Annotated in this window: 25 protein-coding genes; 24 read left to right on the forward strand and 1 reads right to left on the reverse strand. The window is 52.9% G+C overall.

Translation table 11 applies throughout. The annotated features are described in order from the left end of the window. Window positions 1-43: 43 nt before the first annotated feature. Window positions 44-679, reverse strand: coding sequence for a YigZ family protein (locus tag AAA927_RS00355; RefSeq protein ID WP_338214631.1), 636 nt, complete (start codon window positions 677-679; stop codon window positions 44-46). 29 nt (window positions 680-708) lie between these two features. Between AAA927_RS00355 and AAA927_RS00360 the strand changes: the two genes are divergently transcribed. From AAA927_RS00360 to lgt, 24 genes are all read left to right on the forward strand, one after another. Continuing rightward, window positions 709-1,968, forward strand: a complete 1,260-nt coding sequence (locus AAA927_RS00360; protein WP_338214633.1) for a DEAD/DEAH box helicase — start codon at window positions 709-711, stop codon at window positions 1,966-1,968. Between the two features lie 107 nt (window positions 1,969-2,075). Then, window positions 2,076-2,627, forward strand: coding sequence for a ComF family protein (locus tag AAA927_RS00365; RefSeq protein WP_338214634.1), 552 nt, complete (start codon window positions 2,076-2,078; stop codon window positions 2,625-2,627). Window positions 2,628-2,748: 121 nt separating this feature from the next. Continuing rightward, the gene (gene hpf / locus AAA927_RS00370; protein WP_125581204.1) at window positions 2,749-3,309 is read left to right on the forward strand and encodes a ribosome hibernation-promoting factor, HPF/YfiA family; all 561 of its coding nucleotides are present in this window, start codon (window positions 2,749-2,751) and stop codon (window positions 3,307-3,309) included. Window positions 3,310-3,455: 146 nt separating this feature from the next. Next, the gene (gene secA, locus AAA927_RS00375; RefSeq protein WP_338214636.1) at window positions 3,456-5,822 is read left to right on the forward strand and encodes a preprotein translocase subunit SecA; all 2,367 of its coding nucleotides are present in this window, start codon (window positions 3,456-3,458) and stop codon (window positions 5,820-5,822) included. A 93-nt stretch (window positions 5,823-5,915) separates the two neighbouring features. After that, a protein-coding gene (gene prfB / locus AAA927_RS00380) for a peptide chain release factor 2 (RefSeq protein ID WP_204118833.1) occupies window positions 5,916-7,032 on the forward strand; the annotation gives its coding sequence in 2 pieces (ribosomal slippage) (window positions 5,916-5,987 and window positions 5,989-7,032; 1,116 coding nt in all). Between the two features lie 82 nt (window positions 7,033-7,114). Then, complete coding sequence (gene ftsE / locus AAA927_RS00385) at window positions 7,115-7,801, forward strand: cell division ATP-binding protein FtsE (RefSeq protein WP_338214639.1); 687 nt, start codon at window positions 7,115-7,117, stop codon at window positions 7,799-7,801. After that, a complete protein-coding gene (gene ftsX / locus AAA927_RS00390) occupies window positions 7,791-8,678 on the forward strand; it encodes a permease-like cell division protein FtsX (protein ID WP_338214641.1) in 888 nt (295 codons plus the stop codon). The genes ftsE and ftsX overlap by 11 nt, the downstream gene beginning before the upstream one ends. A 191-nt stretch (window positions 8,679-8,869) precedes the next feature. Then, window positions 8,870-9,976 (forward strand): PDZ domain-containing protein, encoded by a 1,107-nt coding sequence (locus tag AAA927_RS00395; RefSeq protein WP_338214643.1) that lies wholly within the window; start codon window positions 8,870-8,872, stop codon window positions 9,974-9,976. Continuing rightward, complete coding sequence (locus AAA927_RS00400; protein ID WP_125581192.1) at window positions 9,973-10,677, forward strand: response regulator transcription factor; 705 nt, start codon at window positions 9,973-9,975, stop codon at window positions 10,675-10,677. Before AAA927_RS00395 ends, AAA927_RS00400 begins: the two co-directional genes overlap by 4 nt. After that, window positions 10,670-12,346, forward strand: coding sequence for a two-component system histidine kinase PnpS (gene pnpS, locus AAA927_RS00405; RefSeq protein ID WP_338214647.1), 1,677 nt, complete (start codon window positions 10,670-10,672; stop codon window positions 12,344-12,346). Before AAA927_RS00400 ends, pnpS begins: the two co-directional genes overlap by 8 nt. A gap of 71 nt (window positions 12,347-12,417) precedes the next feature. Beyond that, the gene (locus AAA927_RS00410; RefSeq protein ID WP_435891505.1) at window positions 12,418-13,266 is read left to right on the forward strand and encodes a phosphate ABC transporter substrate-binding protein PstS family protein; all 849 of its coding nucleotides are present in this window, start codon (window positions 12,418-12,420) and stop codon (window positions 13,264-13,266) included. Window position 13,267: 1 nt separating this feature from the next. Continuing rightward, complete coding sequence (pstC, locus tag AAA927_RS00415) at window positions 13,268-14,188, forward strand: phosphate ABC transporter permease subunit PstC (protein ID WP_338214649.1); 921 nt, start codon at window positions 13,268-13,270, stop codon at window positions 14,186-14,188. Beyond that, a complete protein-coding gene (gene pstA, locus AAA927_RS00420; protein WP_338214651.1) occupies window positions 14,188-15,075 on the forward strand; it encodes a phosphate ABC transporter permease PstA in 888 nt (295 codons plus the stop codon). The genes pstC and pstA overlap by 1 nt, the downstream gene beginning before the upstream one ends. Before the next feature lie 16 nt (window positions 15,076-15,091). Beyond that, entirely contained in the window at window positions 15,092-15,898 is an 807-nt protein-coding gene (gene pstB, locus AAA927_RS00425) for a phosphate ABC transporter ATP-binding protein PstB (protein WP_338214653.1), read from the forward strand. Between the two features lie 23 nt (window positions 15,899-15,921). Next, window positions 15,922-16,680 (forward strand): phosphate ABC transporter ATP-binding protein PstB, encoded by a 759-nt coding sequence (gene pstB / locus AAA927_RS00430; protein ID WP_204118841.1) that lies wholly within the window; start codon window positions 15,922-15,924, stop codon window positions 16,678-16,680. 24 nt (window positions 16,681-16,704) lie between these two features. Next, window positions 16,705-17,382 carry a phosphate signaling complex protein PhoU gene (phoU, locus tag AAA927_RS00435; RefSeq protein ID WP_125581177.1) on the forward strand — a complete coding sequence of 226 codons (678 nt, stop codon included), beginning with the start codon at window positions 16,705-16,707 and terminating at the stop codon, window positions 17,380-17,382. A gap of 180 nt (window positions 17,383-17,562) precedes the next feature. Continuing rightward, entirely contained in the window at window positions 17,563-19,005 is a 1,443-nt protein-coding gene (gene liaX, locus AAA927_RS00440) for a daptomycin-sensing surface protein LiaX (protein WP_338214656.1), read from the forward strand. A gap of 11 nt (window positions 19,006-19,016) precedes the next feature. Next, window positions 19,017-19,304, forward strand: coding sequence for a hypothetical protein (locus AAA927_RS00445; RefSeq protein WP_338214658.1), 288 nt, complete (start codon window positions 19,017-19,019; stop codon window positions 19,302-19,304). After that, window positions 19,304-19,645, forward strand: a complete 342-nt coding sequence (locus AAA927_RS00450) for a phage holin family protein (RefSeq protein WP_338214660.1) — start codon at window positions 19,304-19,306, stop codon at window positions 19,643-19,645. Before AAA927_RS00445 ends, AAA927_RS00450 begins: the two co-directional genes overlap by 1 nt. A gap of 764 nt (window positions 19,646-20,409) precedes the next feature. Further along, on the forward strand, window positions 20,410-20,679 hold the full coding sequence (locus AAA927_RS00455; protein ID WP_338214662.1) for a hypothetical protein: 270 nt from the start codon (window positions 20,410-20,412) through the stop codon (window positions 20,677-20,679). A gap of 21 nt (window positions 20,680-20,700) precedes the next feature. After that, window positions 20,701-20,817: a DUF2599 domain-containing protein gene (locus AAA927_RS12865; RefSeq protein ID WP_366150655.1), complete on the forward strand. Its 117-nt coding sequence runs from the start codon at window positions 20,701-20,703 to the stop codon at window positions 20,815-20,817. A gap of 22 nt (window positions 20,818-20,839) precedes the next feature. Further along, the gene (locus tag AAA927_RS00460) at window positions 20,840-21,619 is read left to right on the forward strand and encodes a DUF6568 family protein (protein WP_338214664.1); all 780 of its coding nucleotides are present in this window, start codon (window positions 20,840-20,842) and stop codon (window positions 21,617-21,619) included. A gap of 790 nt (window positions 21,620-22,409) precedes the next feature. Continuing rightward, window positions 22,410-23,357, forward strand: coding sequence for an HPr(Ser) kinase/phosphatase (gene hprK, locus AAA927_RS00465; RefSeq protein WP_203632192.1), 948 nt, complete (start codon window positions 22,410-22,412; stop codon window positions 23,355-23,357). Window positions 23,358-23,381: 24 nt separating this feature from the next. After that, window positions 23,382-24,206 carry a prolipoprotein diacylglyceryl transferase gene (gene lgt, locus AAA927_RS00470; RefSeq protein ID WP_338214667.1) on the forward strand — a complete coding sequence of 275 codons (825 nt, stop codon included), beginning with the start codon at window positions 23,382-23,384 and terminating at the stop codon, window positions 24,204-24,206.

The raw sequence follows: 24,206 nt of genomic DNA on the forward strand, positions 1-24,206 counted from the left end.
ATCAAACCTGGAGTTTGATGGTCTCTTTTGCGTTGCTAGCGCTCTATTCGGTGACTGGGACCTCACTGGCTTGCAGCGGGCCAAAGGTGATGTTGACTTTGCCGGCGGTTTGGTTGGTGATGGCCGTGGCCACGGCGGCGGCTTCGGATTTTGGCACCGCAATGGTTAATGCGACCGCTGCGCCGTAATCGCTATTGAGTATGGCAATTGCGTTGGCGGTGAGATAGTGCTGGAGCGAATCGAGCTGGGGGTAAGGGACTGCCAGACTCATGGTTTGGAGCATGACGCGCTTCACGATGCCCACTTGATGAACCGCGGCCGCCACGCTGTTGGCGTAGGCACGAATCAGGCCGCCGGCGCCAAGTTTGATCCCGCCGAAGTACCGGGTGGTGACGGCAACGACATCGTGCAGGCCCATTTCTTGGAGCGTTTTAAGCATCGGGACGCCTGCCGTACCTGCGGGTTCACCATCATCGGTGGCGCGCTGAATGTGATCGTCATCGCCCAGTTGATAGGCCGGGACATGGTGGGTGGCTTTCGGTTCTTGTTTGCGTACCGCGGCGATAAACGCTTGGGCCTCGGCTTCGGTGTGCACGCGGCCCACCTGGCAAATGAACCGCGATTTTTTTATCACCAGTTCCGCCTGACCAGCGGCTTTGATGGTGCGATACTCAGACATTGCGTAATCTCCTTTTGAGGTGAGCAAAAATGTTGCCGTTAGGCTTTCAGTTGACGGATGAAGAATTGCCAAAAGTGGGCCTCACTACGGCCAGTTTAGCACAGCTGACGCCAATCATGGCCATTCAATCAGGGCGCTGCCAACGCTGTCAGCAGCGCGCCTTGGCGCCATTACCGGATGGCCGGCGGTATTGCACCGCCTGTGTAGGGCTAGGGCGGGTGACGACCACGACCAAGCTTTGGCGCCTGCCATCAGGACCGGCCAAACCCAGTGCCATGACCTGGGGTGGTTCTTTGACGCCAGCCCAAAGCCAAGCCGCCCAGGCGGCGTTAACGGCGGTCAACCAAGGCAAGGATTTTTTGCTCTGGGCGGTGACCGGAGCCGGCAAAACAGAAATGTTATTTCCGGTGGTGGCAGCGTATTTAAGTCGGGGCCAGCGGGTGGCCATTGCCTCACCGCGGGTGGATGTGGTGCGCGAATTGGCGCCGCGGTTCGCGCAGGCCTTTGCCGGGGCTTCGCTAGCGGTACTATTTGGCGGCAGCGCCTGGCCAGAAAACCCCGCGGATTTGACGGTGACCACCACCCACCAACTACTGCGGTATTATCGGCATTTTGATCTCATGGTGGTGGATGAAGTGGACGCCTTTCCGTATACGCAAACCCCGATGCTGGCGGCGGCGGTGCAACAGGCTCGCCGCGGGTCAACGATTTTTCTGAGCGCTACGCCCGACCGGCCGATGCAGCAAGCGGTCAAACGCCAGCAGCTGGCGGTCGCGTTTCTGCCGCGGCGGTTTCATGGTGCGCCGCTGCCGGTGCCGCGGCAGCGGCTGACGGCGCTCAAACAGGTGCCTAAACAGCTGGGTAAGCGGGATTTGGCGTTGTTGCAAGGTCTAGCCGCTGACCGCCGGGTGTTGGTATTTGTGCCCCGGATTGCCTGGCTCAAGCCGCTGGCGGCGCACCTGCAGCAAGCCGGGCTGGCAGTGCGCACGGCGCATGCCGCCGATCCCGACCGGGCGGCGGTGGTGCAGGCCTTTCGGCAAGGTAAGTTTACGGTGCTGCTGACGACCACGATTTTGGAGCGCGGCGTCACCATTCCCCGCTGCGCGGTGCTGGTGGTGGCCGCCGATGACCCGCAATTTTCGGCCAGTGGTCTGATTCAGATGGCTGGCCGGGCTGGTCGCAGTGCGGCGAGTCCGGATGATCCGGTGTGGTTTTTAGCCCGGCACGTCACGTTGGCCCAAATTGAGGCGATTCATGCCATTCGACAAATGAATCGGCGCCAGTCATGAACTGTTTGCTATGCCAGCAGCCTTTGCGCAGTGATTGGTCGCTGGCCCAGTTGCTTAGTTTCAAACCGCTCACGCTGAGTCGGCTGTGTCCCCAGTGTCTCGCTCAAATGACACCAATCGATGCAACCTCGGCTTGCCCCGGTTGCGGCCGCGCCCACTCGCCAAAGCTTTGCGCCGACTGCCAGCTTTGGCGGCGGCAAGGATACACACTGCTGCACAACCGCGCCTGGTTCGCCTATACCCCTGCGATGAAGGCCTTTATTCAGCAGTACAAAGGATTAGGCGATTATCGGTTGCATCAAGCCTTTGCTGACCAACTTCAGCTGCCCACACGGCGTACGGCACTGGTGCCACTGCCTTCTGAACCTGGGCATTATGCGCGGCGCGGCTTTGATCCGGTGATTGGGCTGTTTGGCCATTTGAAGTTATCGTTATGGTTGGAGAAAGCCGACACCGCGCTGCCGCAAGCCCAAAAAGATCGCCAAGGCCGCCTGCAGACGCCGCAAAGCTTCACGGCGCATTTGCCGGCCAAGTTGGCGCCGCAGGTGATTTTATTAGATGATTTATACACCACCGGCCGCACCTTGTATCATGCCCAAGCTGCGCTGCGTGAGGCTGGCTATGCCGGTAAGATTACAGCGCGGACCTTGATTAGATAAACGGATTATATTTGTTTCAAGGGCAGCAGTTCGCTATAATAAGGGTGTAGGGTGAAAGGGCTTTAATAGACCCAATCACCCACGTGCAAGCGACTTGCACGGATGAAAGGGGAGAAGTTTTATGCTCACATACAACGTTCGTGGCGAAAACATCGAGGTCACTGATGCCATCCGCAGTTATGTCGAAAAGCGGATCAGCAAGCTCAACAAGTTCTTCGAGAGCTCAGTTCAGGCGACCGCGCACGTCAACTTGAAGGTGTATCCTGATAAAACCGCTAAGGTCGAAGTGACAATTCCATTGTCCTATCTGACCTTGCGTGCTGAAGAAACTAGCCCTGATTTGTACGCCAGCGTCGATTTAGTCACCGACAAGCTGGAACGGCAGGTCCGCAAGTACAAGACCAAGATCAACCGTAAGTCGCGGGAAAAGGGCTTTGCCCCGATTGACGTGGCCCCAGAAGGCACGCCAGCACCAACTGAGCCAGCGGAAGAAGAGGATAACCTGACAGTGGTCCGCACCAAGCGGGTATCACTGAAGCCAATGGATTCGCAGGAAGCCATTTTGCAAATGGATATGCTTGGGCATAACTTCTTTATCTTTGAAGATGCCGATACCAATGGGACCAGCATCGTGTATAAGCGTCGGGATGGCCGTTATGGGCTGATTGAAACCGACGAATAAAGCAATCGCTGATTAAACATGGCGCAGATCCGGTGAGGATTTGCGTTTTTTTATTTTAACGAGGTGTTAAAGCCGCTTCATCAATGCTAAAATACATAAGATACTGTCAGTATTATGCGCATACTGATGACAGGAGAGGATCAACAATGCCTAACGTCTTAAAAAAATGGGTTGAAAGCGACAAGCGCGAAGTGACGCGCTTAGGTAAAATCGCGGATCAAGTCCAAAGTTATGAAGATGAATATGCCGCGTTAAGCGACGAACAGCTGCAAGCTAAAACACCGGCCCTCAAGGCACGTCTGGAAAAAGGCGAAACGCTGGATGATATTCTGCCAGAAGCCTTTGCGGTCGCCCGTGAAGGCGCCAAGCGGGTGCTGGGACTGTTCCCATTCCGCGTGCAAATCATTGGTGGGATTACCTTGCATGAAGGTAACATTGCCGAAATGAAAACCGGGGAAGGGAAAACCCTGACTGCGACGATGCCTGTGTACCTGAATGCCCTTGGTGGCCAAGGGGTGCATGTGGTTACCGTTAACGAATACTTGAGTGGCCGTGACGCGACTGAAATGGGCGAGTTGTATAACTGGCTCGGTTTGAGTGTGGGCCTCAATACCCACGACTTAAGTTCCGATGAAAAGCGCGCCGCTTACGATGCCGACATCACTTATTCCACCAACAGTGAACTTGGGTTTGACTACCTGCGTGATAACATGGTGGTCTACAAGCAGCAAATGGTCCAGCGGCCGCTGAACTACGCGATTGTCGATGAAGTTGACTCCATCTTGATTGATGAAGCGCGGACGCCATTGATTATTTCCGGCGGGGCCGAAAAGTCCACTGGGCTCTACATCCGGGCGGATCGCTTCGTCAAGACGCTCAAAGAAGAAGACGACTACAAGATCGACTGGCCAACCAAGACCGTGTCTTTGACCGAAAACGGGATTCGCAAAGCCGAAAAAATCTTCGGCTTGAAGAACCTCTATGACACCGAAAACACCGCCTTGACTCACCACTTGGATCAGGCACTGCGGGCTAACTTCATCATGCTGAAGGATATCGACTACATGGTGTCGCCAGAAAACGAAGTGCTGATTGTCGATCAGTTCACCGGGCGCGCCATGGAAGGTCGCCGCTTCTCGGATGGCCTGCACCAGGCGATTGAAGCCAAGGAAGGCGTCGAGATTCAAGATGAAAATGCCACCATGGCCACCATCACCTATCAGAACTTCTTCCGGATGTACAACAAGCTGGCCGGGATGACCGGGACGGCGAAAACCGAAGAAGAAGAATTCCGCGAAATCTACAACATGGAAGTTATTTCCATTCCGACCAACAAGCCGGTCATCCGGGTGGATTCACCAGATGTGTTGTACCCAACGCTGGATGCTAAGTTCAACGCCGTGACCGCCGACATCAAGGCGCGGCACGAAAAGGGCCAACCAATTTTGGTGGGTACCGTGGCCATCGAATCTTCTGAACGCCTGTCCAAACAACTGGATGATGAAGGTATTCCGCACAGCGTCTTGAACGCGAAGAACCATGCGCGTGAAGCCGAAATCGTCATGAATGCAGGCCAGCGCGGCGCCGTCACCATCGCGACCAACATGGCCGGGCGGGGGACCGATATCAAGCTCGGCCCTGGCGTCAAGGAAGTGGGCGGCTTGGCCGTTATCGGGACCGAACGCCATGAAAGCCGCCGGATTGATAACCAGCTGCGTGGCCGATCTGGCCGGCAAGGGGATCCGGGCTCGACGCAGTTCTACCTGTCCCTTGAAGATGACTTGATGAAGCGCTTCGGCTCAGATCGCATCAAGCAGATGCTTGATCGCTTCAAGTTGGAAGACGATGAACAAGTGATTCGCAGCCGGATGATTTCCCGCTCCGTTGAATCCGCGCAAAAGCGGGTTGAAGGGAACAACTACGATACCCGTAAGAACACCTTGCAATATGATGATGTGATGCGGGAACAGCGCGAAGTCATTTATAAGCAGCGCCAGCAAGTGATCAACGAAGACCAAAGCCTGAAGTCAGTCTTGATGGCCATGATCAATCGTTGCGTGACCCGAATTGTCTTGGCACATACCCAAGGCGACAAGAAAGATTGGGATCTGGACAAGATCTACGATTATGTCACCACCAACATGGTCACCGATGAGGACTTGAAGCGCGAGGCTTTGGACAACAAGACGCCAGACGAAATCATTGCGCAGCTCCAAGCCTTAGCGGAAGCCAACTACGCCGATAAGCTCAGCCAGCTCGGCGATAAAGACCAAATGCTTGAGTTTGAAAAAGTTGTTATTTTACGGGTGGTTGACAGTCTGTGGACGGATCATATCGATGCGCTTGATCAACTGCGCCAATCCGTTGGCCTGCGGGGTTATGGGCAAATGAACCCACTGGTCGAATACCAAGAAGAAGCGTACCGGATGTTTGAAGAAATGATTGCGAACATGGATGATGGCGTGACCCGCCTGTTCATGAAGGCACAGATTCGGCAAAACATTCGTCGTTAATAGCGAATCGGGAATGGGGCAAACCAAAATGGTTTTGTCCCATTTTTGTCGGCATGGTACACTAGACGAGGCAAAAAAAGGAGCACACAAAACATGGAAATTGCAGAAATGCGCACCATCTTGGCCACTATGCGGGCCAAAATTAATCACTTTAGGGGGTCGCTTTGACCTCGATGCCTTGAACGAACGCATCGCTGAAAACGAAGGCCGCATGGCGGAACCCGGGTTCTGGGACCACGCCGAGCAGGCCCAGCAGCTGATTGACGAAAACAACCAGCTGAAAGGCAAGCACGATAACTTCCTGAACTTGCAGAATCAACTGGAAGACATCGAAGTAGCCTTTGAGCTACTGCAGGAAGAGCCTGATGCTGAGCTGCAAACGGAAGTCACGACCCAAATTACCACGTTGCAAGAACAGTTGGATCATTACGAAATGACCTTGCTGCTGAACCAACCTTATGATCACAATAACGCCATCGTTGAAATTCACCCAGGCGCTGGGGGCACTGAAGCCCAAGACTGGGGTTCAATGCTGACGCGGATGTATGAGCGCTGGGCCGACCAGAATGACTACAGCGTCGAAGTCGCCGACTATCAAGCCGGGGATGAAGCCGGCATCAAGAGCGTGACCTTGCTGATCAATGGCGCCAACGCCTATGGCATGCTGCGCAGCGAAAAAGGCGTGCATCGCCTGGTGCGGATTTCGCCCTTTGACGCGGCAGGTCGCCGGCATACGAGCTTTGCCTCGGTTGATGTCATGCCGGAACTGGATGACAACATCGAAGTCGATCTGCGGCCGGAAGACATCAAAATGGAAGTCTTCCGTTCCAGCGGGGCTGGTGGGCAGCATATTAACAAAACCTCTAGCGCCGTGCGGTTGATTCATATTCCCACCGGCATTGTGACTTCCAGTCAGGCCCAGCGGAGTCAGTTCCAAAACAAAGCCACCGCGATGGCGATGTTGAAGGCGAAGCTGTATCAACGCGAGCAAGAGAAAAAAGCCCAGGAGGCGGCGGCCATCAAAGGCCAGCAGCAAGACGTGGCATTTGGCTCCCAAATCCGATCGTATGTGTTTCATCCCTATACGATGGTCAAAGACCACCGCAGTAATTATGAAACCGGCAACGGCCAAGCCGTGATGGATGGCGACCTTAATCCGTTCATCTATGCCTACCTGCAGTGGCAGTTGGCCCAATCCAATCCAGTCTGAAAGCAATTGTAACGTGGTTGCAATCAGTCTGTGTTATTGGTCTGCTATACTCGGCCTAGTGATTCAATAAAGGAGCGAAGTCATGATTCAGATGAAAAACGTGATGAAAAAGTATACCAACGGCGTCATCGCGATTAAAGACCTCAGCTTGACGGTGGACCCCGGGGAGTTTTTGTATGTCATCGGCCCCAGTGGTGCCGGGAAGTCAACGCTGATTAAAATGCTTTACCATGAATTGGTACCGACTAGCGGCACCATCCAGGTGGGTAAGTATGATTTCAGTACCATGAGAGATAAGGATGTGCCTTATTTCCGGCGCGGTATCGGCATTGTGTTTCAGGACTTCAAGTTGCTGCCGCGGCTGACAGTCTACGAAAACATTGCCTACGCGATGGAAGTCATCGAAGCCCGCGACGAAGACATTAAGCCGCGCGTGTTGCATGTGTTGAAGCTGGTCGGCTTGGAACAAAAAGTGCGCCGCTTCCCGAGTGAACTTTCTGGTGGGGAGCAGCAGCGGGTTTCCATTGCCCGGGCCATTGTTAACGCCCCAGATGTTGTAATCGCCGATGAACCGACGGGGAACCTTGATCCAGATACCTCTGATGGCATCATGGACATTTTGGAACGCATCAACGCCGATGGCACCACTATTATTATGGCGACGCATAATCGCGAACTGGTCAACGCCCGGCCGCACCGCCTGCTAGAAATTGCCGGCGGCCGCCTGGTCCGCGACGAAGAAGGAGGGAGTTACAGCGATGAAGACTGATGTCATGATGCGTCACCTCAAAGACTCCCTCAAGAGCCTGAAACGCAATGGCTGGATGTCAGTGGCGGCGGTTTCTGCCGTGACGGTCACCTTGCTGTTGGTGGGGATTTTCTTAGCCTTGTTGGCCAATGTTAACCGGGTTTCTAGCCAGGTTGAAAATGACGTGCGGGTGCGGGTCTCCATTCAAAAAGGCACCACCAAGAAGCAACAGGCAGCCTTGAAAAAGGAACTGGAGGACTTCGCCGAAGTCAAGTCCGTGCAATTCCGCTCGGCCAGCCAAGAACTGGACACCATCGTTGGCAGTTACGGCAAGCAGTGGCAGACCTTCAAAGGCGATCAAAACCCACTGAACAACGTGTTCGTGGTCGACACGAAAGACGCCAAGGACACAATCAAAGTGGCCAAGAAGGCGGACAAACTCAAGCATGTGTCGGAAGCCACTTATGGTGGCGCTAAGGCCAAACAGCTCTTTAAGACTGTGGCCACCATTCAGCGCTGGGGGCTCGGTTTTACCATTTTGCTGTTGTTTGTTGCCGTGTTCCTGATTTCCAACACCATCCGCATCACCATCTTGTCGCGACGCACTGAAATTGGCGTCATGCGACTGGTCGGGGCGACGAATGCCTACATTCGCTGGCCATTTCTGCTGGAAGGCGCTTGGACCGGCTTGTTCGGGGCTGTGCTACCGATGCTGATTGTTGACTTTGGTTACGGCTTGGTGACGCGCAATGCACCATTCACCGTGGCGGCTAATGGGTTCTCGTTGTATCCCAACATGCCATTTCTGGTGTGGATCGATCTCGCTTTGGCGGTGATCGGGATGGTCATCGGGGCGTTAGGTGCGGTGGTTTCCATGCGCCGCTTCCTGAAAATTTAAGGGGCTGTAACAAAAGGCGAGTTTGCCTGTTTGGCGCGCAGTGCTGCTATAACAGTTAAGGTCAATGCTAAGGGGCTGTGACAATCGTCGCAGCCCCTTTTGCGATGCCTGCTTAGCCCTAATTCATCCCGCTTCGAGTTCGCGTCAGATATGCTATACTTACAGTAAATCCAGTCAGGAAAGGGGCACCTATGGGACAGCTTGTGCTTTCATTCATCTTAAGCCCAGTGACTTGGGTGGGCGCGCTGGTAGCTGGCTGGGGCCGGGTGCTGCGTATTCGCCAAGAGCGACGGCTTTTTGGCGTTGGCATCGATCGCCATTGGACTGGACTATGGGCCGGGTTAATTGGCGGCGTCGCGGTCAGCCTGGTGCTCGACGGGATGCTGTTGGCGGCTGGGGCCATGCTGCCTAAGTGGGTGTGGCTGACAGTGGTGGGGTTGAATGTGGCCGCGCTGCTGCTATCGTGGTTTGGTTTTTCGCCATGGTTCTTTGCCATCGCCGGTTTAGTCGCTTTCATTCCTAGCGCTCATTTGGCGTTAGGAGCTTGGGTTGGTGGGTTTGCCGTGTTGGTGGCGGGAATTTGGGCCGCCACGGCGCTGCTGCTTCATTTGCTCAATCCGCCAATTGATATTCCCAAAGTGGTGGCTGGCAAGCGCGGCGCGAAAGTCGCGGTGTACCGGCATCGTCAATGGTACTGGTTGCCGCTGGTGGTGCCAGTGCCTGGGGCTTGGTTCGCCGCCCCGAGCTGGTGGCCGACCTTGGGGACTGGGACGCACCAGTTCGCTTTGCTGTTCGTACCGCTGGTGATTGGGGCGGCCCTGATGACCAAGCGGCAGCTGCCGCAAGCCGCGACGCTGCAGTGGCGCTGGCAATACTTAGGCGCCAGTGTGCTGGCTTTGATTATTGCCGGCCTGACCTATTGGCGACCCGCCGCTGCCGGTTCGGCGGCGGCCATGCTGGCGGTGCTGGGCGTGATTGTGGGGATTGGCAACTGGCGCGCCACCAAGCTTGGCGCAGCGGCGATATCCCAAACCAGTGCCGGCGTGCGACTGGTGGCAGTGCAACCTGACACGCCGGCCAGTAAAATGGCGCTGCAGGCCGGCGATATTATTTTGACCTGCAACCATCTGCCGGTGCACAATGAGGCCGAACTCTACGCGGCGCTTCAAACCCAGCCGACCTATTGCCGGCTGAAGGTCATGCGATTAGATGGGGCGATACGTCTCGCCGAAACCGCGATTTTCAAAGGGGCCCCACATGAATTAGGAATGATCACATTTGCGGAGGAGCAAGCATGAAGAAAATTCTTGTTGTCGATGATGAACCAGCGATCGTGACCTTATTGCAATACAACCTGGAAAAAGAGCACTATGCCGTCACCACCGCCGGGGATGGCGATACCGCCTTAAGCCTGGCGCTGCAGCAGAGTTTTGACTTTATCATTTTGGATTTGATGCTGCCAGGGTTGGATGGGTTGGAAGTGACCAAGAAAATTCGGGCGGCTGACAACAAAACACCAATCATGATTTTAACCGCCAAGGATAGCGAAACCGATAAAATTGTGGGCCTGGAGTTAGGCGCGGATGATTATGTGACCAAGCCGTTCTCACCGCGGGAAATCGTGGCCCGCATCAAGGCCATTGAGCGCCGGGTGCAAGCCCCGACGCCAACCAGCGCCAAGGCGCCAGCCAAAATTCTCAGCGTTGGCGAGTTGGTGATTGACCCCGATAATTATCAGGCGACCAAAAACGGCGAGCGCCTGCAGCTGACGCCGAAAGAATTCGAACTGTTGGTGTTCTTTGCGCAACGGGTCGGTAAAATCCTCTCCCGTGATGCGCTGCTAAACGGCGTTTGGGGTTTTGAGTATCCCGCCGAAACGCGGATGGTGGATATTCAAGTCAGTCATTTACGCGATAAAATTGAAGTGGATCCAAAGCATCCGGACTACATCAAGACGGTCCGCGGCTTTGGTTACCAAATGGAGGCGCCTAATGAGTAGCAGATTCAAGCGCCGGCTCGCCTGGACGGGGATTACTTTCGTCGCAGGCTTTTTTCTACTCTGGTTCGGCATGGATCGGACGCTTTATCAGCAGCAAGGGGACCATTTAAGCGCGCTGTATCAGACGTATCGCGATTTTGACGGGGCGGCGGCGCAAGTGCAACCACTGGCAAATGACAACCATGTGACTTTTACGGTGCTGACAGGCAAACCCACTGATCGGCGCGGTACGTTGCTGCAGGATCTGGTGGACCGGCAGCGCACGATTGCTGGCCATACCACCACGCTGACGGTCAACGGCCAAGCCGAGCAGGTCTATGTCGCCCGGGAAGGCACGACCTTTATTGGTGTCTGGCAGCAGCGCGCCACCTTGTTCTCTGAAGCGCCGGCCTTTGCTTGGACACTGATTGTGGTCGGCGTGCTCGGCCTGCTCGCCATTGCCACGTTGATGATCAAACGCTTCCACTATTGGAATGGTCACGTTGAAAAAATGACCAGTAATTTGGCCCGCATCGAAGCCGGTGGGGTGCCAGAGCCGATTATTTTAACGCCCGGTTCGGCGTTCATGGCCATGGGCAAACAGATTGACGCGATGGACGAAGAAATGCGCCACTTGCGCGATAAAGTGGCCATTCGCCAAGCGTCCTTTGACCGCTTGATCGATCACTTGCCGCTTGGCATCATGCTGCTAGATGATGAGCGTCAGGTGGTACTGGCCAACCAAGCGATGGGCACGCTGGTCGGCCACCAGATTGCGGCGGTTAAGCATGATTATTTTGATGACATCAAAACTTACCGCTTGGCGCGGATGATTGAGCACACCTACCGCAATCAGAAAACGCACCACAAAGAACTCACCATGCTCAACACCCAAAAAGCGGTTGATGCCAGCGTGATCGCCCTTAACCGTGGCACCGATCATTTGGAAGTTTTGGTGATGCTGTATGACGTGACCTATCTGCGACAAGTTGAACAGATGCAGTTGGACTTTGTGGGCAATGTCTCGCATGAGCTGAAGACGCCAGTGACCGCGATCAGCGGTTTTGCCGAAACGCTACTGAATGGCGCCAAGGATGACCCGGCGACGCTCAATCAGTTCCTTCAGATCATTTTTGATGAAAGCACGCGCTTGACCCAATTGATTACCGATATTTTGACCTTGTCGCGGCCTGATACCGGGCAGGCGCAAGCCACGGCGGTGAAGGTGGCCGAAGTGGTGCAAACCGCCTTGGTGAACTTGCGCAAGCCAATTGAAGAAAAGAACCTGACCTTGGAAACCATCATTCCCGATGACTTGACGCTGACCACAGTGCCGGTAAAGTTCTCACAAGTCGTGCGCAACCTGCTCAACAATGCGGTGTTCTATAATCGCAATGGAGGCAAGGTCACGGTAACTGCCACCACGGACGATAAGAGCCTCCTGCTGAGTGTCGCTGATACCGGCATCGGGATTGCCGAGAATGATCAGGCCCGGATTTTTGAACGCTTCTATCGCGTTGACAAGGCCCGCAGCCGCCACAATGGCGGGACCGGCCTGGGGCTGGCAATCGTGCATGATATGGTTCTGCAACTGGGTGGGGAGGTTTCTTTATCCAGTCAACTTGGGGTGGGCACCACCTTCGTTGTGTCCTTGCCCTTGGCCGATTTACCCACCTTTTACAAGGATTGACCTTTAGTTTTACACGTGATTGCTACAATTAATTCTGTTATGTCAATGGAGGGTTGGATGTGAAAAAACGACTGATTTTTATTGTGTTGGCCGGTTTACTCGCCTTAGTCGGGTGTGGAAAACAAAGTAACAGCCAATCGATTACCGCGGTAGGTTCCAGTGCCTTGCAGCCGCTGGTGGAAGCTGCGGCGGAGCAGTATCAAAGCGATCACTTAGGCGTCTTCATCAACGTCCAAGGCGGCGGCAGTGGCACTGGCCTGTCACAGATTCAAGAAGGCGCGGTGGAAATTGGCAATTCGGATCTGTTCGCCGAAGAAAAAACCGGCATCAACGCCAAAAAGCTGGTCGATCATCGCGTGGCAGTGGTTGGCATTACCCCGATTGTTAACAAAGCCGTGGGCGTGTCTGATTTGACGGTAGTGCAACTGCGCCGTCTGTTCACCGGTGAAATCACTAACTGGAAGCAAGTCGGCGGCAAGGACTTGCCAGTGGTGGTGGTTAACCGCGCGCAAGGCTCCGGCACCCGGGCCACCTTTGAAAAATGGGTGCTCGGCGACCGGCAACCGATGGCGGCGCAGGAGCAAGACTCCACCGGGATGGTGCGGTCGATTGTGGCCAGCACGCCAGGGGCGGTGTCTTATGTGGCGTTCTCCTATGTGGACAAAACGGTGCGGCCACTGGCCCTCAGCGGCGTGAAGCCCACCGACCAGAATGTCACGACTGGGGCTTGGCCCATTTGGTCGTATGAACATATGTATACCAAAGGCGCGCCGACTGGCTTGACCAAGAAGTTTTTGGCCTACATCCAAAGTACTACCATGCAACAGAAACTCGTCAGCAAAATGGGCTACATTCCCATGACTGCAATGAAAGTTGAACGCGATTATCGCGGCAATCTCGTTAAACTAGGGGGCAACTAAGATGGATCCAATCAAAGAAGCGATGCTCCATCGCTCCAAAGCCGCCAAGCTGGAACGGCGCGGCCGCTGGCTCAGCTTCACCTGTATCAGCATCATTGTGCTGGTGGTGGTGGCGATTTTCTCCTTTGTGGCCACGCGGGGCTTGGCGACGTTTTTCGATAATAAAGTCAATCTCTGGTCCTTTCTGAGCAAAACCACCTGGTCGCCAGCGGTGAAAGATGCCCATGGGGCGCCGCAAGTCGGCGCCTTGCCGATGATTGTGGGCTCCTTTGGGGTCACTTTCTTGTCAGCGATTGTTGCCACGCCGTTTGCGGTGGGGGCCGCGATTTTCATGACGGAAATCTCCCCGCAAGTCGGCAAACGGGTGCTTCAGCCCGTGATTGAATTGCTGGTCGGCATTCCCAGTGTCGTTTATGGGTTCATTGGCCTGTCCGTGGTGGTACCGCTGATTCGCAATGTGTTTGGCGGCACTGGCTTTGGGATCCTGGCCGGGACCTTCGTGCTGTTCGTCATGATTTTGCCAACCGTGACCTCCATGACGGTGGATGCCTTAAGTGCGGTCCCGCGCCATTACCGGGAAGCCAGTCTGGCGTTAGGCGGTACCCGCTGGCAAACCATCTCCAAGGTGGTGCTGCGCGCCGCCATGCCAGGTATTTTAACCGGCGTGGTGTTCGGCATGGCGCGGGCCTTTGGGGAAGCGCTGGCCGTGCAAATGGTCATTGGTAACGCCGCCTTGCTGCCGCAAAACTTGATCAGCCCAGCCTCAACCTTGACCTCGGTGTTGACATCAGGTATTGGTAATACCGTGATGGGCTCCCTGGAAAATAATGCGCTGTGGTCCTTGGCGCTACTTCTGCTGCTCATGTCCTTAGCCTTTAACCTGTTGATTCGCTGGATTGGGAAGAAAGGGGAGATGAAGTGATGGACGCCAAACAAAAAGACAAACTGGCCACAGGCATTTTGTATGCCATTGCCGGTATCATCGTCCTGCTACTGGCCAGTCTGCTGGGTTACATCCTGATTCAAGGCTTGCCGCATGTGTCCTGGCATTTCCTCACTTCACCGGCCAAAGCCTTTGAAGCCGGCGGGGGGATTGGCATTCAGCTGTTCAATTCGGTTTACCTGCTGGTTTTGTCCATGCTGATTTCCGTGCCGATTGCGCTGGGCGCCGGCATTTACTTGGCGGAATACGCCAAGGCTAACTGGATCACGGATGTCGTGCGGACGGCCATTGAAATCCTGAGTTCGCTGCCTTCGGTGGTGGTGGGGCTGTTCGGATTCTTGGTGTTCGTGCTGCAGTTCAACTTTGGCTTCTCGATTCTCTCAGGTGCCTTGGCGTTGACGATGTTCAACTTGCCTTTGCTCACCAGAAACGTGGAAGACTCGCTGCGGCAAGTGAGCTTTGCGCAGCGGGAAGCGGGGCTGGCGCTAGGGCTGTCACGCTGGGAAACGGTGATTCATGTCGTGATTCCTGAATCGCTACCGGGCATTATCACTGGGATGATTTTAGGGGCGGGCCGGGTCTTCGGTGAAGCCGCGGCGCTGATTTACACCGCCGGGCAAAGTGCGCCGGCGTTGAATTTCGGCGACTGGAATCCGTTCGACATTGCGAGTCCGCTGAATCCGATTCGGCCGGCCGAAACCTTAGCCGTCCATATTTGGAAAATTAACTCTGAAGGCATTCAGCCTGATGCCGCCGCCGTATCCGCTGGCGCCAGCGCCGTACTCATTTTAGCGGTGCTGCTATTCAACATCTTGGCCCGGTTCCTGGGTAATCGCTTGTATCGCAAGATGACCGCTGAATCGTAGCGGAAGAAGGGATTTTATGCAAAACTATTCGCTGACCGATACGTATCTCAAGCCTTTTGATGAAGGCCAAGAAATTGCCATTGCCACCAAGGATCTCAAAGTCTTTTATGGCGAAAAAGAAGCGATTCATGGCGTGTCGTTGCCATTTGAACGCTACAAGATCACCGCTTTGATTGGCGCCAGTGGCTCCGGGAAGTCGACTTTTCTGCGGTCCCTGAATCGAATGAATGATAATATTGAAGGCACTAAGGTCACCGGCCAGATTATGTACCGGGACCTCGATATCAATTCCGATGCGGTGGACGTCTATGAAATGCGCAAGCACATTGGGATGGTATTCCAACGTCCGAATCCCTTTGCTAAATCGATCTACGACAACATCACCTTTGCGCCACGGCGCTTTGGCGAAAAGCGCAAGGCGGTCTTGGATGAGCTGGTGGAAACCAGCCTCAAGCAGGCGGCACTGTGGGATCAGGTGAAGGACGACCTCAACCAAAGTGGTTTGTCGCTTTCCGGTGGTCAGCAGCAGCGCCTGTGCATCGCCCGAGCCATTGCCATGAAACCGGATATTTTACTGCTGGACGAGCCGGCGAGTGCCTTGGATCCGATTTCCACCGCCACGGTTGAAGAAACTCTGCTGCGGCTGAAAGATGATTACACCATCATTATCGTGACCCACAACATGCAGCAGGCGGCGCGGATTAGCGATTACACCGCATTTTTCTATTCCGGCACCGCGATTGAATATGATGAAACCCGCAAAATCTTCACCCGGCCCAAGATTAAGGCCACGGAAGATTATGTATCAGGTCACTTTGGCTAAGCCGGTTCAACAAGGAGGCAGCGATGAAAAAACAAGTCATCACCAGTCGCGATGTGCATTTATTTTATGGCGACTTTGAGGCCTTAACCGGCATTGATTTGGCTTTCAATGAGCATGAAATCACCGCCATGATTGGCCCGTCAGGTTGCGGGAAGTCCACGTACCTGCGGATTTTGAATCGCATGAACGATTTGATTCCTAACGTCAAAATTACCGGCGACATCGAACTGGAAGGCAAAAACATTTACGCGCCGGATACCGATGTGGTGCAGCTGCGCAAGCAGGTGGGAATGGTGTTTCAACAGCCTAACCCGTTCCCGTTTTCGATATATGATAACGTGGTGTATGGCCTGCGCTTAGCCGGCATTAAGGACCGCGCGCAGCTCGATGAGGCGGCGGAAACCAGCTTGAAGGCGGCGGCTATCTGGGATGAAGTTAAAGACAAGTTGCATGAAAGCGCCTTGTCCTTATCTGGTGGTCAGCAGCAGCGCGTGTGCATTGCGCGGGTGCTGGCAGTGCGGCCCGAAGTCATTCTGATGGATGAGCCGACCTCGGCGCTGGATCCGATTTCCAGTACTCAAATCGAAAATATGCTGCTGGAATTGCGCAGTCAGTATACAATTATCTTAGTGACCCACAACATGCACCAGGCATCGCGCATTTCCGACAAAACGGCCTTTTTCCTGCAAGGCCGCGTCGTGGAATTCGATGATACGAAGAAAATGTTCTTGAATCCCAAAGAAAAAGAAACGGAAGATTACCTAAACGGCCGGTTTGGGTAAGTCAACAGACAAAGGAGGTCCGACATGCGGCGACTATTTGAAGACGAGTTGAATGATTTGCACGCTCGTTTTTCCGAGATGGGCATGATGGTCAACGAAGCCATTTTTAATTCCGTGAAGGCGTTTGTGAACCATGACAAAGCCTTGGCGCACACCGTCATCGACAATGATTACCACATCAACAAGCGCGAAGTCGACTTGGAAAAGCGCTGTTTTGAACTGATTGCCTTGCAGCAACCGGTGACCACCGACCTGCGCATGATTGTGACCGTCATGAAGGCCAGCTCAGATTTGGAACGCATGGGCGACCATGCCGTATCGATTGCCAAGTCCACCATTCGCGTCAAAGGCGAAACTCGTGTGCCCGCGATTGAGCAAGTGATTGCGGAAATGGCAGCGGCAGTGAAGACAATGGTGGAATCCGTGCTGGATGCCTACGTCAAAGAAGATGTGCTTAAGGCGCGCAAAATTGCCGAAGAAGATCATGGCATCAACGCCTTTTCTAAGGATATCTACCAGCGCTGCATCGACGAAATGACCCGCGATGCCGACACGATTGTCGGCTCGATGGATTACATGTTGGTGTCGTCCTATTTGGAGCGCATCGGCGATTACGTCACCAACATCTGCGAATGGATTTTGTACCTCAAAACTGGCAAGCTCTTGGAATTGAATTCCAATGCCAAAGAGGACGGTTTTTAAGCTATCGTTCATAATCTAGTCCAAGCCACATACCGGCTTGGACTTTTTTCTTTGGCGGGGGGCAGACGGCTACGCATCTTCGGCCCGAAGTCAAAATCAACCTTAGGCCCTATGTCATTTTACCCGGGACCGTTCATACTATAACTACAGAGCAGTAGTCAAAACCGTGGAGGTAATCTCATGAATGAACGTGAACGGATTTTAGATTTAGTCAAACAAGGGATCATCACCAGTGAAGAAGCATTAGTCTTGCTCGAAAACTTGGCTAAGGCCCAAACCACTGATAACAAAACCACCGCGCAGCCTGAAGCCGCGCAACCGCAGCAGCAATCTTCAGCTGAAGACGAAGCGTTAACCGCCTTGAATACTCAGATTGCGGAAACTGCTGGCAGCCTGGATGCGGCCACGATGCAGATTAAAAAGACCCGCGCCAAAGTGGCGGCGAACAAGGAACAAATCATTGTCCTCGACACAATGGAAGATTTGGACACGTTAACGGCGGATAAGTACCAAGAGCGCGGCGCCTTGAAGCGTGAAAACGAGCAACTGGGCGAGGAACTCGTGCAGTTGGCCGATCAACAAGAACAACTGCGCAACCAGCTCAGTGATTTGAATCGGCAAAAGCGCCAGCTCACCAAGCAGCGCTTTACCGACCATGTCCTGCCTGATGACTGGCAATACCAAACCAAGAGTGCCCTGAATGACATTGGCAAAACTGTGAATGACGCCACGAACCAGCTGGGCTCTTTCATGAAGAAGACCTTCAGCGATGTCCTCGACAACGTGGATTGGAAAGATGTGACCGTCCGCGTGCCAGGCTTGGCAACAGAAAAGTTCAGTCACACCTTCACTTACCCGAATAGCCAAGCCTCCATCATTGATGTCAAGGTGGCCAACGGGGATGTGCAGCTGCTGCAAGGCGACGGCGACGACATCACCATTCAAGCCGACGTGAAGTTATTTGGTAAAATGGATGGCGAGCCGCTGCAGGCCTTTCTGGATCGCAGCCGCATCGAAGTGACGGATGATCATTTGATTTTCCAAGTGCCGAACAAGCGGGTGCAAGCCGACCTCATCATTACCTTGCCAACGCGCAGCTACGACCATGTGTCGCTGCGCCTGCTCAACGGGAACGTGAAAGCCGCGCACCTGACCGGTAAGGACTTTTACGCCAAGAGCACCAATGGCGACTTGCAGTTCACGGATTTAGACGCCGTGATGCTGGAAACCGAAGGCGTTAATGGCAGTGTCCATGTCAGCGGCCAGATTCACGATCTGCTGGTGGATGCCGTCAATGGCGATATCAAAGTTAAAGGCAATGCCAAAGTGCTGAACCTGAAAACCGTTAATGGGACGGTGCGGGCCACTTTGGTCAGCGACTTTACCCAGTTGACGGCTTCAAGCGTCAACGGTGATCTGAAACTGGCTTTGCCTGCCAGCGTGGCCGCCAAGGGTGAAATCAAAACCCGCTTTGGCAGTTTGAAGAGTCGCATGAGCGGCGTGGTGTTGGATGATAAGGTCAAAAATCTGACCTTGGATCGCCCAGGCACCGGCAGCGGCGAATTGAAACTCAATGTTTCCAGTGGTAATGTGCAACTGAAAGACACTGAGCTGACGAAATAAGGAGGGCTAACATGCCATTACTATTACTTCCCATCATTTTAATCGCGGTGGGCATTGCGTTGATCTTGGTGATCGGCATGAGCCTGTTTATCGGAGTTGCGTTGATTCACATTCTTTTTTGGCCAGTGGTGATCGGCCTGATTGTCTGGTGGATCTTCCGCCGTCGCAACGGCAGCAACCGGCCGGCGCGGCATCAAGATTGGCAACAATTTATGCCGCGGCAACGCAAAGAAGCCCATCATGTGCACGAAGAAAAGCCAGCGCATCATGAGCATCATGATGACTGGAGTGATTTCTAATGGGTTTCATCCGTAAAGTTGGTTTAACGATGGTGATTTTCATCGTTTATTCCCAGCTATTTCCGGCGCAACTGTATGTGGCAGATTGGCAAACCGCGTTAACCGGCGCGGTGGTGCTGGGGCTCTTGAATGGGCTCTTGCGGCCAATCCTGAAGGTCTTGACCTTCCCGCTGACCTTGCTGACGTTAGGCATATCACTCTTGATCTTGAATGCCTTGATGGTGAGCTTGATGGCGAACTTGGTGCCAGGCATCATCTTCAGTGGTTTTGGGGCCGAAATGATTTTGGCCATCATTGTCAGTGTCGTGAATGCCACGTTAGGGGAACCGAGACGAGATTAATGGAAGGGGAGTGTGACATAACCCCTCAAAAAAGGACCAAGACTCGGAAATCACGAAGATTTCTAGTCTTGGTCCTTTTTGTTTGATTGAAAGCCAATGAAGCGAATAGGCGCTTCGCCACCTTTCCCAAGTTCATTGCCATTATCATGAATCCCATCAGATTTTAAACCCGATGCTCCTTTAGGTTAGCTGATTGAAAGTGAAAATTTCAAGTTACACCCTGATAGGACACTTCTGCTCCCAGCCTGACTAGTTCCGGAATTGTTCGATTGGGATCTGTCCTGACAAGAACGGTTACACACAGGAGGTGCATTTCCTGTGTTTTGGTAGTTTTATGATGCGGCTGCTTATTAGATCCTTAGCGTTTAACACCAATGGCTACCTTCGGCCAGACCTTAATTGTTACACAATATAGAGAAAGGCTTCATTCGAATGTATTTTTTCTAGGGTTAATCTTTTCTCATCGCCAGTGCTATTACTTGAAATTCATCTAAAAATGGGGTATTTTCTGCCAGAAAGGTGGTGATATACCAATAGTCAATTTTATGACGATAAGCCTCTATAAAAGTGGCATGAATATGCCGTACCAATGGTGATGCTTTCGATCGGATGTGTGTGATATTTTCTTTAAATCTGTCACACATGCCAAACCTAACTCAAGCTATACCGTATCCTAATACTTTCAGACTTCCCATGTGGTATAACGCAGTCTCAAAAGTTGTTATTGGCGCGTACTGAAGCAAGGTAAAAGGAGCTGAATAGTAATGAGAAAAGTGGTCTTGGGTGCTCTTATTGGTTTAATGTGCTTGTTATCGGTGCTTTTTGCGCCAGCTCTTAACGTAGAGGCGAAATCAGTGAACGAATATTCATACTCGGATTTAATTAAGTCAGCATCTTGGATAACCCGGAGCGGTAAAGTGTCTTTAAGCGTTACAATGTCAGCACAGTTTGAAAGTATTTCGAATGGCAATCTTAAAGGTGCGCTGGCTACAAGGGCATTCAACTTATTGAAAGCCAAGTTTTCCAGCAGCTAAAATTGGGAAAATACTGACGGCATGCGCAATCAATTTATGTGCCATTATCTTTTTGCTTTCAAGACTCCCTGGAATCTGGAACCCTGGAGAAAGACGGTGAGCATGAGTGCAACGACCGCGGCGTTGTGTAATCCTTAAACTATTCTTGATTTTAATAAGCTTGGCTACGCTTGCATTTCTTATGTTTACCCCTCAAAGAACACCGAAAGTTAATAATATTTCGACTTACCGCAAAACCGAGAATAGTCTCGTTCAAAGCCATAACTTAGTGCGAGTTTCCCCTAATCAAGTCATGACTACACTGACTAAATCAGGCAGACCTTTCACTGTTGTATATGTTGGTAGAAGCACCTGCCCGTACTGCCAACAGTTCATGGGAGCCTTTGCTTCAAGTTTAAAGTATACGGGCGAAACAGTGGGATATATTGACACTGATATATATCGTAATGATCCTCAATTTGTTACGATGGCAGAAAAACTTGAGTTGGTGTCAGAGCCTTTCCTCTTTCGAATCAAAAATGGTTCACTCCAGAAAGTTGCCCTTGCAAGTGGGCCTTCAGTAAACGTAGCGCTTGCAACAATGGATATTTTACGGTCAGGGAGTGAAAATAGAATGGCATTCATTAAAATCGCTTTAGAAGTCATTGGTGTAATAGGAATAGCAGTTCAGGTTATAGTGTTGATTTTGCATTACCAAAAACGCCAAGAAAACTTGGAGCAATTTACTTTATTATATAGCCTGATGAATGTTTTGCTTGTTGCTCTTCAGATGACGGTCACTTCTGCATACGGCGCACTCCGTGATGTTTTTACTAGTGATGTGCTTAGCTATATGTTCTGGTGTTTGTTAGTAACTTCTGTTTTTCTGCTCGGTGTGGAATTGGTTCTATTATTCAAGCCGTTCAAGAAGATAACCGACACGCCAGTTCAACGAGACTAAAGGAATAGAGCTATTTTTCGGTGGGCCAGCTCAGTTTCTCGCATGAAAGTCCAAGGCACTGGTTTCGTACTGAGGGTGTGTGGTGACAGCTCCTCTGATTGCATTTAGAAGGCATAAAACACTAAGGTTCTTGAAATAAGCCTTCTCGTTTGCGCGTGATCGCCTTAGTTGGTTTTAATGTGCTTCACACGAGTGCCACGATAATTCTCGGTTTTAACTAAGGCCATAGTGCAAAAAAGAGTGTGACATACCCCCCTCAAAAAAGGACCAAGACTCGGAAATTACGAAGATTTCTAGTCTTGGTTCTTTTGGTTTTCCTCAGTTGACGTCTTTTTGTGGAGTTATGTCACAACCCCTTGCGTGAAGGCGGCGTGTTAGAAAGCTATTCGTCCTGCTAAGTGCGTTGCCGCCATAACCTACTTGCGGTCAGGTCGGCAACACACGAGCGATTAGCAACGCTCCGAGTATTACCGGCGGTCTTAGCCGGTAATACTCGGAGCTAGGCTACTCGTCCGCTAAGTACGCCTTGCCTCACGGCCTGTAGGTGCGTTGCGCGCACCAACGCGGGAGTGATTTGATCAGCCCGTAGCGCATAGCGCGTACGGACTGACATGCGGTAGCGGATGCGGCCAGCACCTCGAAGCCAAAAAACGGCTTCAATGCGCTGACCTTGGCTAATCATCCCGCTAAGTGCCCCCGCCTCCACTGCCTGCTCCACAGCCTTCCTCTGTTCACTTGCCTTCAGTGATGATAAACTTAGCTTAACTATGTGAAAGACGGGGTGGACCTGATGGCAGATCAAGTTTCCGTGAAGCAATTGGTGACCGATATCAAGTTGAAGGTGTATAGCGGTGAGGATTATTTGCCGGAGCGCCAGGTGGTGGTGAGCGATATTTCGCGGCCGGGCCTGGAGCTGACGGGTTATTTCAATTACTATCCGCATGAACGGATTCAATTGTTTGGTCGCACGGAAAGCGCCTTTGCGCGCAATATGTCCGCCCCGGAGCGACTCGTCATTTTCAAACGCATGGCGGCGGAAGATACGCCAGCTTTCCTGGTTTCGCGGGGCATTGAGCCGTTGCCAGAAATGCTAACCGCCGCGGCGGCAGTGCGGGTGCCAGTGCTGGGCTCTGATTTACCCACCACACGGCTGTCGAGTTTGCTGACGGATTATTTGGAAGAAAAGCTTGCCGAACGCCAAAGCATGCATGGGGTGCTCGTCGATTTGTATGGCTTAGGGGTCATGATTACCGGGGATTCTGGCGTCGGTAAATCCGAAACGGCGCTGGAGTTGATTCAGCGGGGCCACCGCCTGATTGCCGATGACCGCGTGGATGTTTACCAAAAAGATGAACAAACCATCGTTGGGGAAGCGCCGGCGATTTTGTCCCACTTGTTAGAAATTCGGGGGCTGGGCATCATCGATGTCATGAATCTGTTTGGCGCTGGCGCCGTGCGGACGCACACCAACCTCGACTTGATTGTGCATCTGGAGAATTGGACGCCGGATAAGCAGTTTGACCGGCTGGGTTCTGGTGAGCAGAGCCAGCAGATCTTCGATGTCAATGTGCCGAAGATTACCATTCCGGTTAAAGTCGGCCGGAACCTGGCTTCGATTATCGAAGTGGCGGCGATGAACTTCCGGGCCAAGTCCATGGGCTATGATGCCACCAAGACGTTTGAGGCCAATTTGAACAAATTGATCAAATCAAATGAAGCAGCCGATAAGGCGAAGTAACGATTCCGGATTGAGAGGGACAGTATGTTAGCGGCGTTAAATCCAATTGCACTGAAGCTAGGCGGTTTAGAAATTCATTGGTATGGGGTGATTATTGCCTGCGGGGTACTGCTGGCAGTTTGGCTCGCCACCCGGGAAGCCAATGCGCGCGGTATCGGCGAGGACCATATCATCAACTTGGTGCTCTGGGCACTGCCATTCGCGCTGATTGGGGCGCGGCTGTATTATGTGGCCTTTGAGTGGCCGTATTATGCTGCCCATCCTGATCAAATCATCGCGATTTGGAATGGTGGGATTGCAATTTACGGTGCACTGATTGCCAGCGTGATTGTGTTCCTGATTTATTGCCGCATCAAATGGCTACCAGCCTGGCTGGTGCTGGATATTGCGGCGCCGACCGTGATGATTGCGCAAAGCATTGGCCGCTGGGGCAACTTCATGAACCAAGAAGCGTTTGGCGCCAAAACCACGCTGGCCTATCTGCGCGGGTTGCATTTGCCAGAATTCATCATTCAACAGATGAACATCAACGGGGCCTTTCGCCAGCCGACATTTCTGTATGAATCGATGTGGAACCTCGTCGGCTTTGTGCTGATCATGAGTGTTCGCCATCATCAAGGTTGGTTCAAGCGCGGCGAAATCGTGCTGAGCTATGTGATGTGGTACAGTTTTGGCCGGTTCTTCGTCGAAGGCATGCGCACCGATAGTTTGTATATGTTACCAGGGCTGCGAGTGTCGCAGCTGTTGTCCATTGTGCTGTTCGTTGGTGCTTTGGGGCTGTTCATCTGGCGCCGGCGTAAATCAGACTTGCCGTGGTACATGGACGGCTATACGATCAACAACTTATAG

Source organism: Lacticaseibacillus salsurivasis (assembly GCF_036246225.1).
In the GTDB taxonomy this organism is placed as follows: domain Bacteria; phylum Bacillota; class Bacilli; order Lactobacillales; family Lactobacillaceae; genus Lacticaseibacillus; species Lacticaseibacillus salsurivasis.

Excerpts from the sequence above, each read along its gene's own strand:
- phoU (WP_125581177.1), top strand. The coding sequence starts at position 16,705 with ATGCGGCGACTATTTGAAGACGAGTTGAATGATTTGCACGCTCGTTTT.
- pstB (WP_204118841.1), top strand. The coding sequence starts at position 15,922 with ATGAAAAAACAAGTCATCACCAGTCGCGATGTGCATTTATTTTATGGC.
- AAA927_RS00455 (WP_338214662.1), top strand. The coding sequence starts at position 20,410 with ATGAGAAAAGTGGTCTTGGGTGCTCTTATTGGTTTAATGTGCTTGTTA.
- liaX (WP_338214656.1), top strand. The coding sequence starts at position 17,563 with ATGAATGAACGTGAACGGATTTTAGATTTAGTCAAACAAGGGATCATC.
- secA (WP_338214636.1), top strand. The coding sequence starts at position 3,456 with ATGCCTAACGTCTTAAAAAAATGGGTTGAAAGCGACAAGCGCGAAGTG.
- ftsX (WP_338214641.1), top strand. The coding sequence starts at position 7,791 with ATGAAGACTGATGTCATGATGCGTCACCTCAAAGACTCCCTCAAGAGC.
- AAA927_RS00395 (WP_338214643.1), top strand. The coding sequence starts at position 8,870 with ATGGGACAGCTTGTGCTTTCATTCATCTTAAGCCCAGTGACTTGGGTG.
- AAA927_RS00400 (WP_125581192.1), top strand. The coding sequence starts at position 9,973 with ATGAAGAAAATTCTTGTTGTCGATGATGAACCAGCGATCGTGACCTTA.
- pstA (WP_338214651.1), top strand. The coding sequence starts at position 14,188 with ATGGACGCCAAACAAAAAGACAAACTGGCCACAGGCATTTTGTATGCC.
- AAA927_RS00360 (WP_338214633.1), top strand. The coding sequence starts at position 709 with ATGTTGCCGTTAGGCTTTCAGTTGACGGATGAAGAATTGCCAAAAGTG.
- AAA927_RS00450 (WP_338214660.1), top strand. The coding sequence starts at position 19,304 with ATGGGTTTCATCCGTAAAGTTGGTTTAACGATGGTGATTTTCATCGTT.
- AAA927_RS00445 (WP_338214658.1), top strand. The coding sequence starts at position 19,017 with ATGCCATTACTATTACTTCCCATCATTTTAATCGCGGTGGGCATTGCG.
- ftsE (WP_338214639.1), top strand. The coding sequence starts at position 7,115 with ATGATTCAGATGAAAAACGTGATGAAAAAGTATACCAACGGCGTCATC.
- AAA927_RS12865 (WP_366150655.1), top strand. The coding sequence starts at position 20,701 with ATGCGCAATCAATTTATGTGCCATTATCTTTTTGCTTTCAAGACTCCC.
- AAA927_RS00355 (WP_338214631.1), bottom strand. The coding sequence starts at position 679 with ATGTCTGAGTATCGCACCATCAAAGCCGCTGGTCAGGCGGAACTGGTG.
- pstB (WP_338214653.1), top strand. The coding sequence starts at position 15,092 with ATGCAAAACTATTCGCTGACCGATACGTATCTCAAGCCTTTTGATGAA.
- hprK (WP_203632192.1), top strand. The coding sequence starts at position 22,410 with ATGGCAGATCAAGTTTCCGTGAAGCAATTGGTGACCGATATCAAGTTG.
- pnpS (WP_338214647.1), top strand. The coding sequence starts at position 10,670 with ATGAGTAGCAGATTCAAGCGCCGGCTCGCCTGGACGGGGATTACTTTC.
- hpf (WP_125581204.1), top strand. The coding sequence starts at position 2,749 with ATGCTCACATACAACGTTCGTGGCGAAAACATCGAGGTCACTGATGCC.
- pstC (WP_338214649.1), top strand. The coding sequence starts at position 13,268 with ATGGATCCAATCAAAGAAGCGATGCTCCATCGCTCCAAAGCCGCCAAG.
- lgt (WP_338214667.1), top strand. The coding sequence starts at position 23,382 with ATGTTAGCGGCGTTAAATCCAATTGCACTGAAGCTAGGCGGTTTAGAA.
- AAA927_RS00365 (WP_338214634.1), top strand. The coding sequence starts at position 2,076 with ATGACACCAATCGATGCAACCTCGGCTTGCCCCGGTTGCGGCCGCGCC.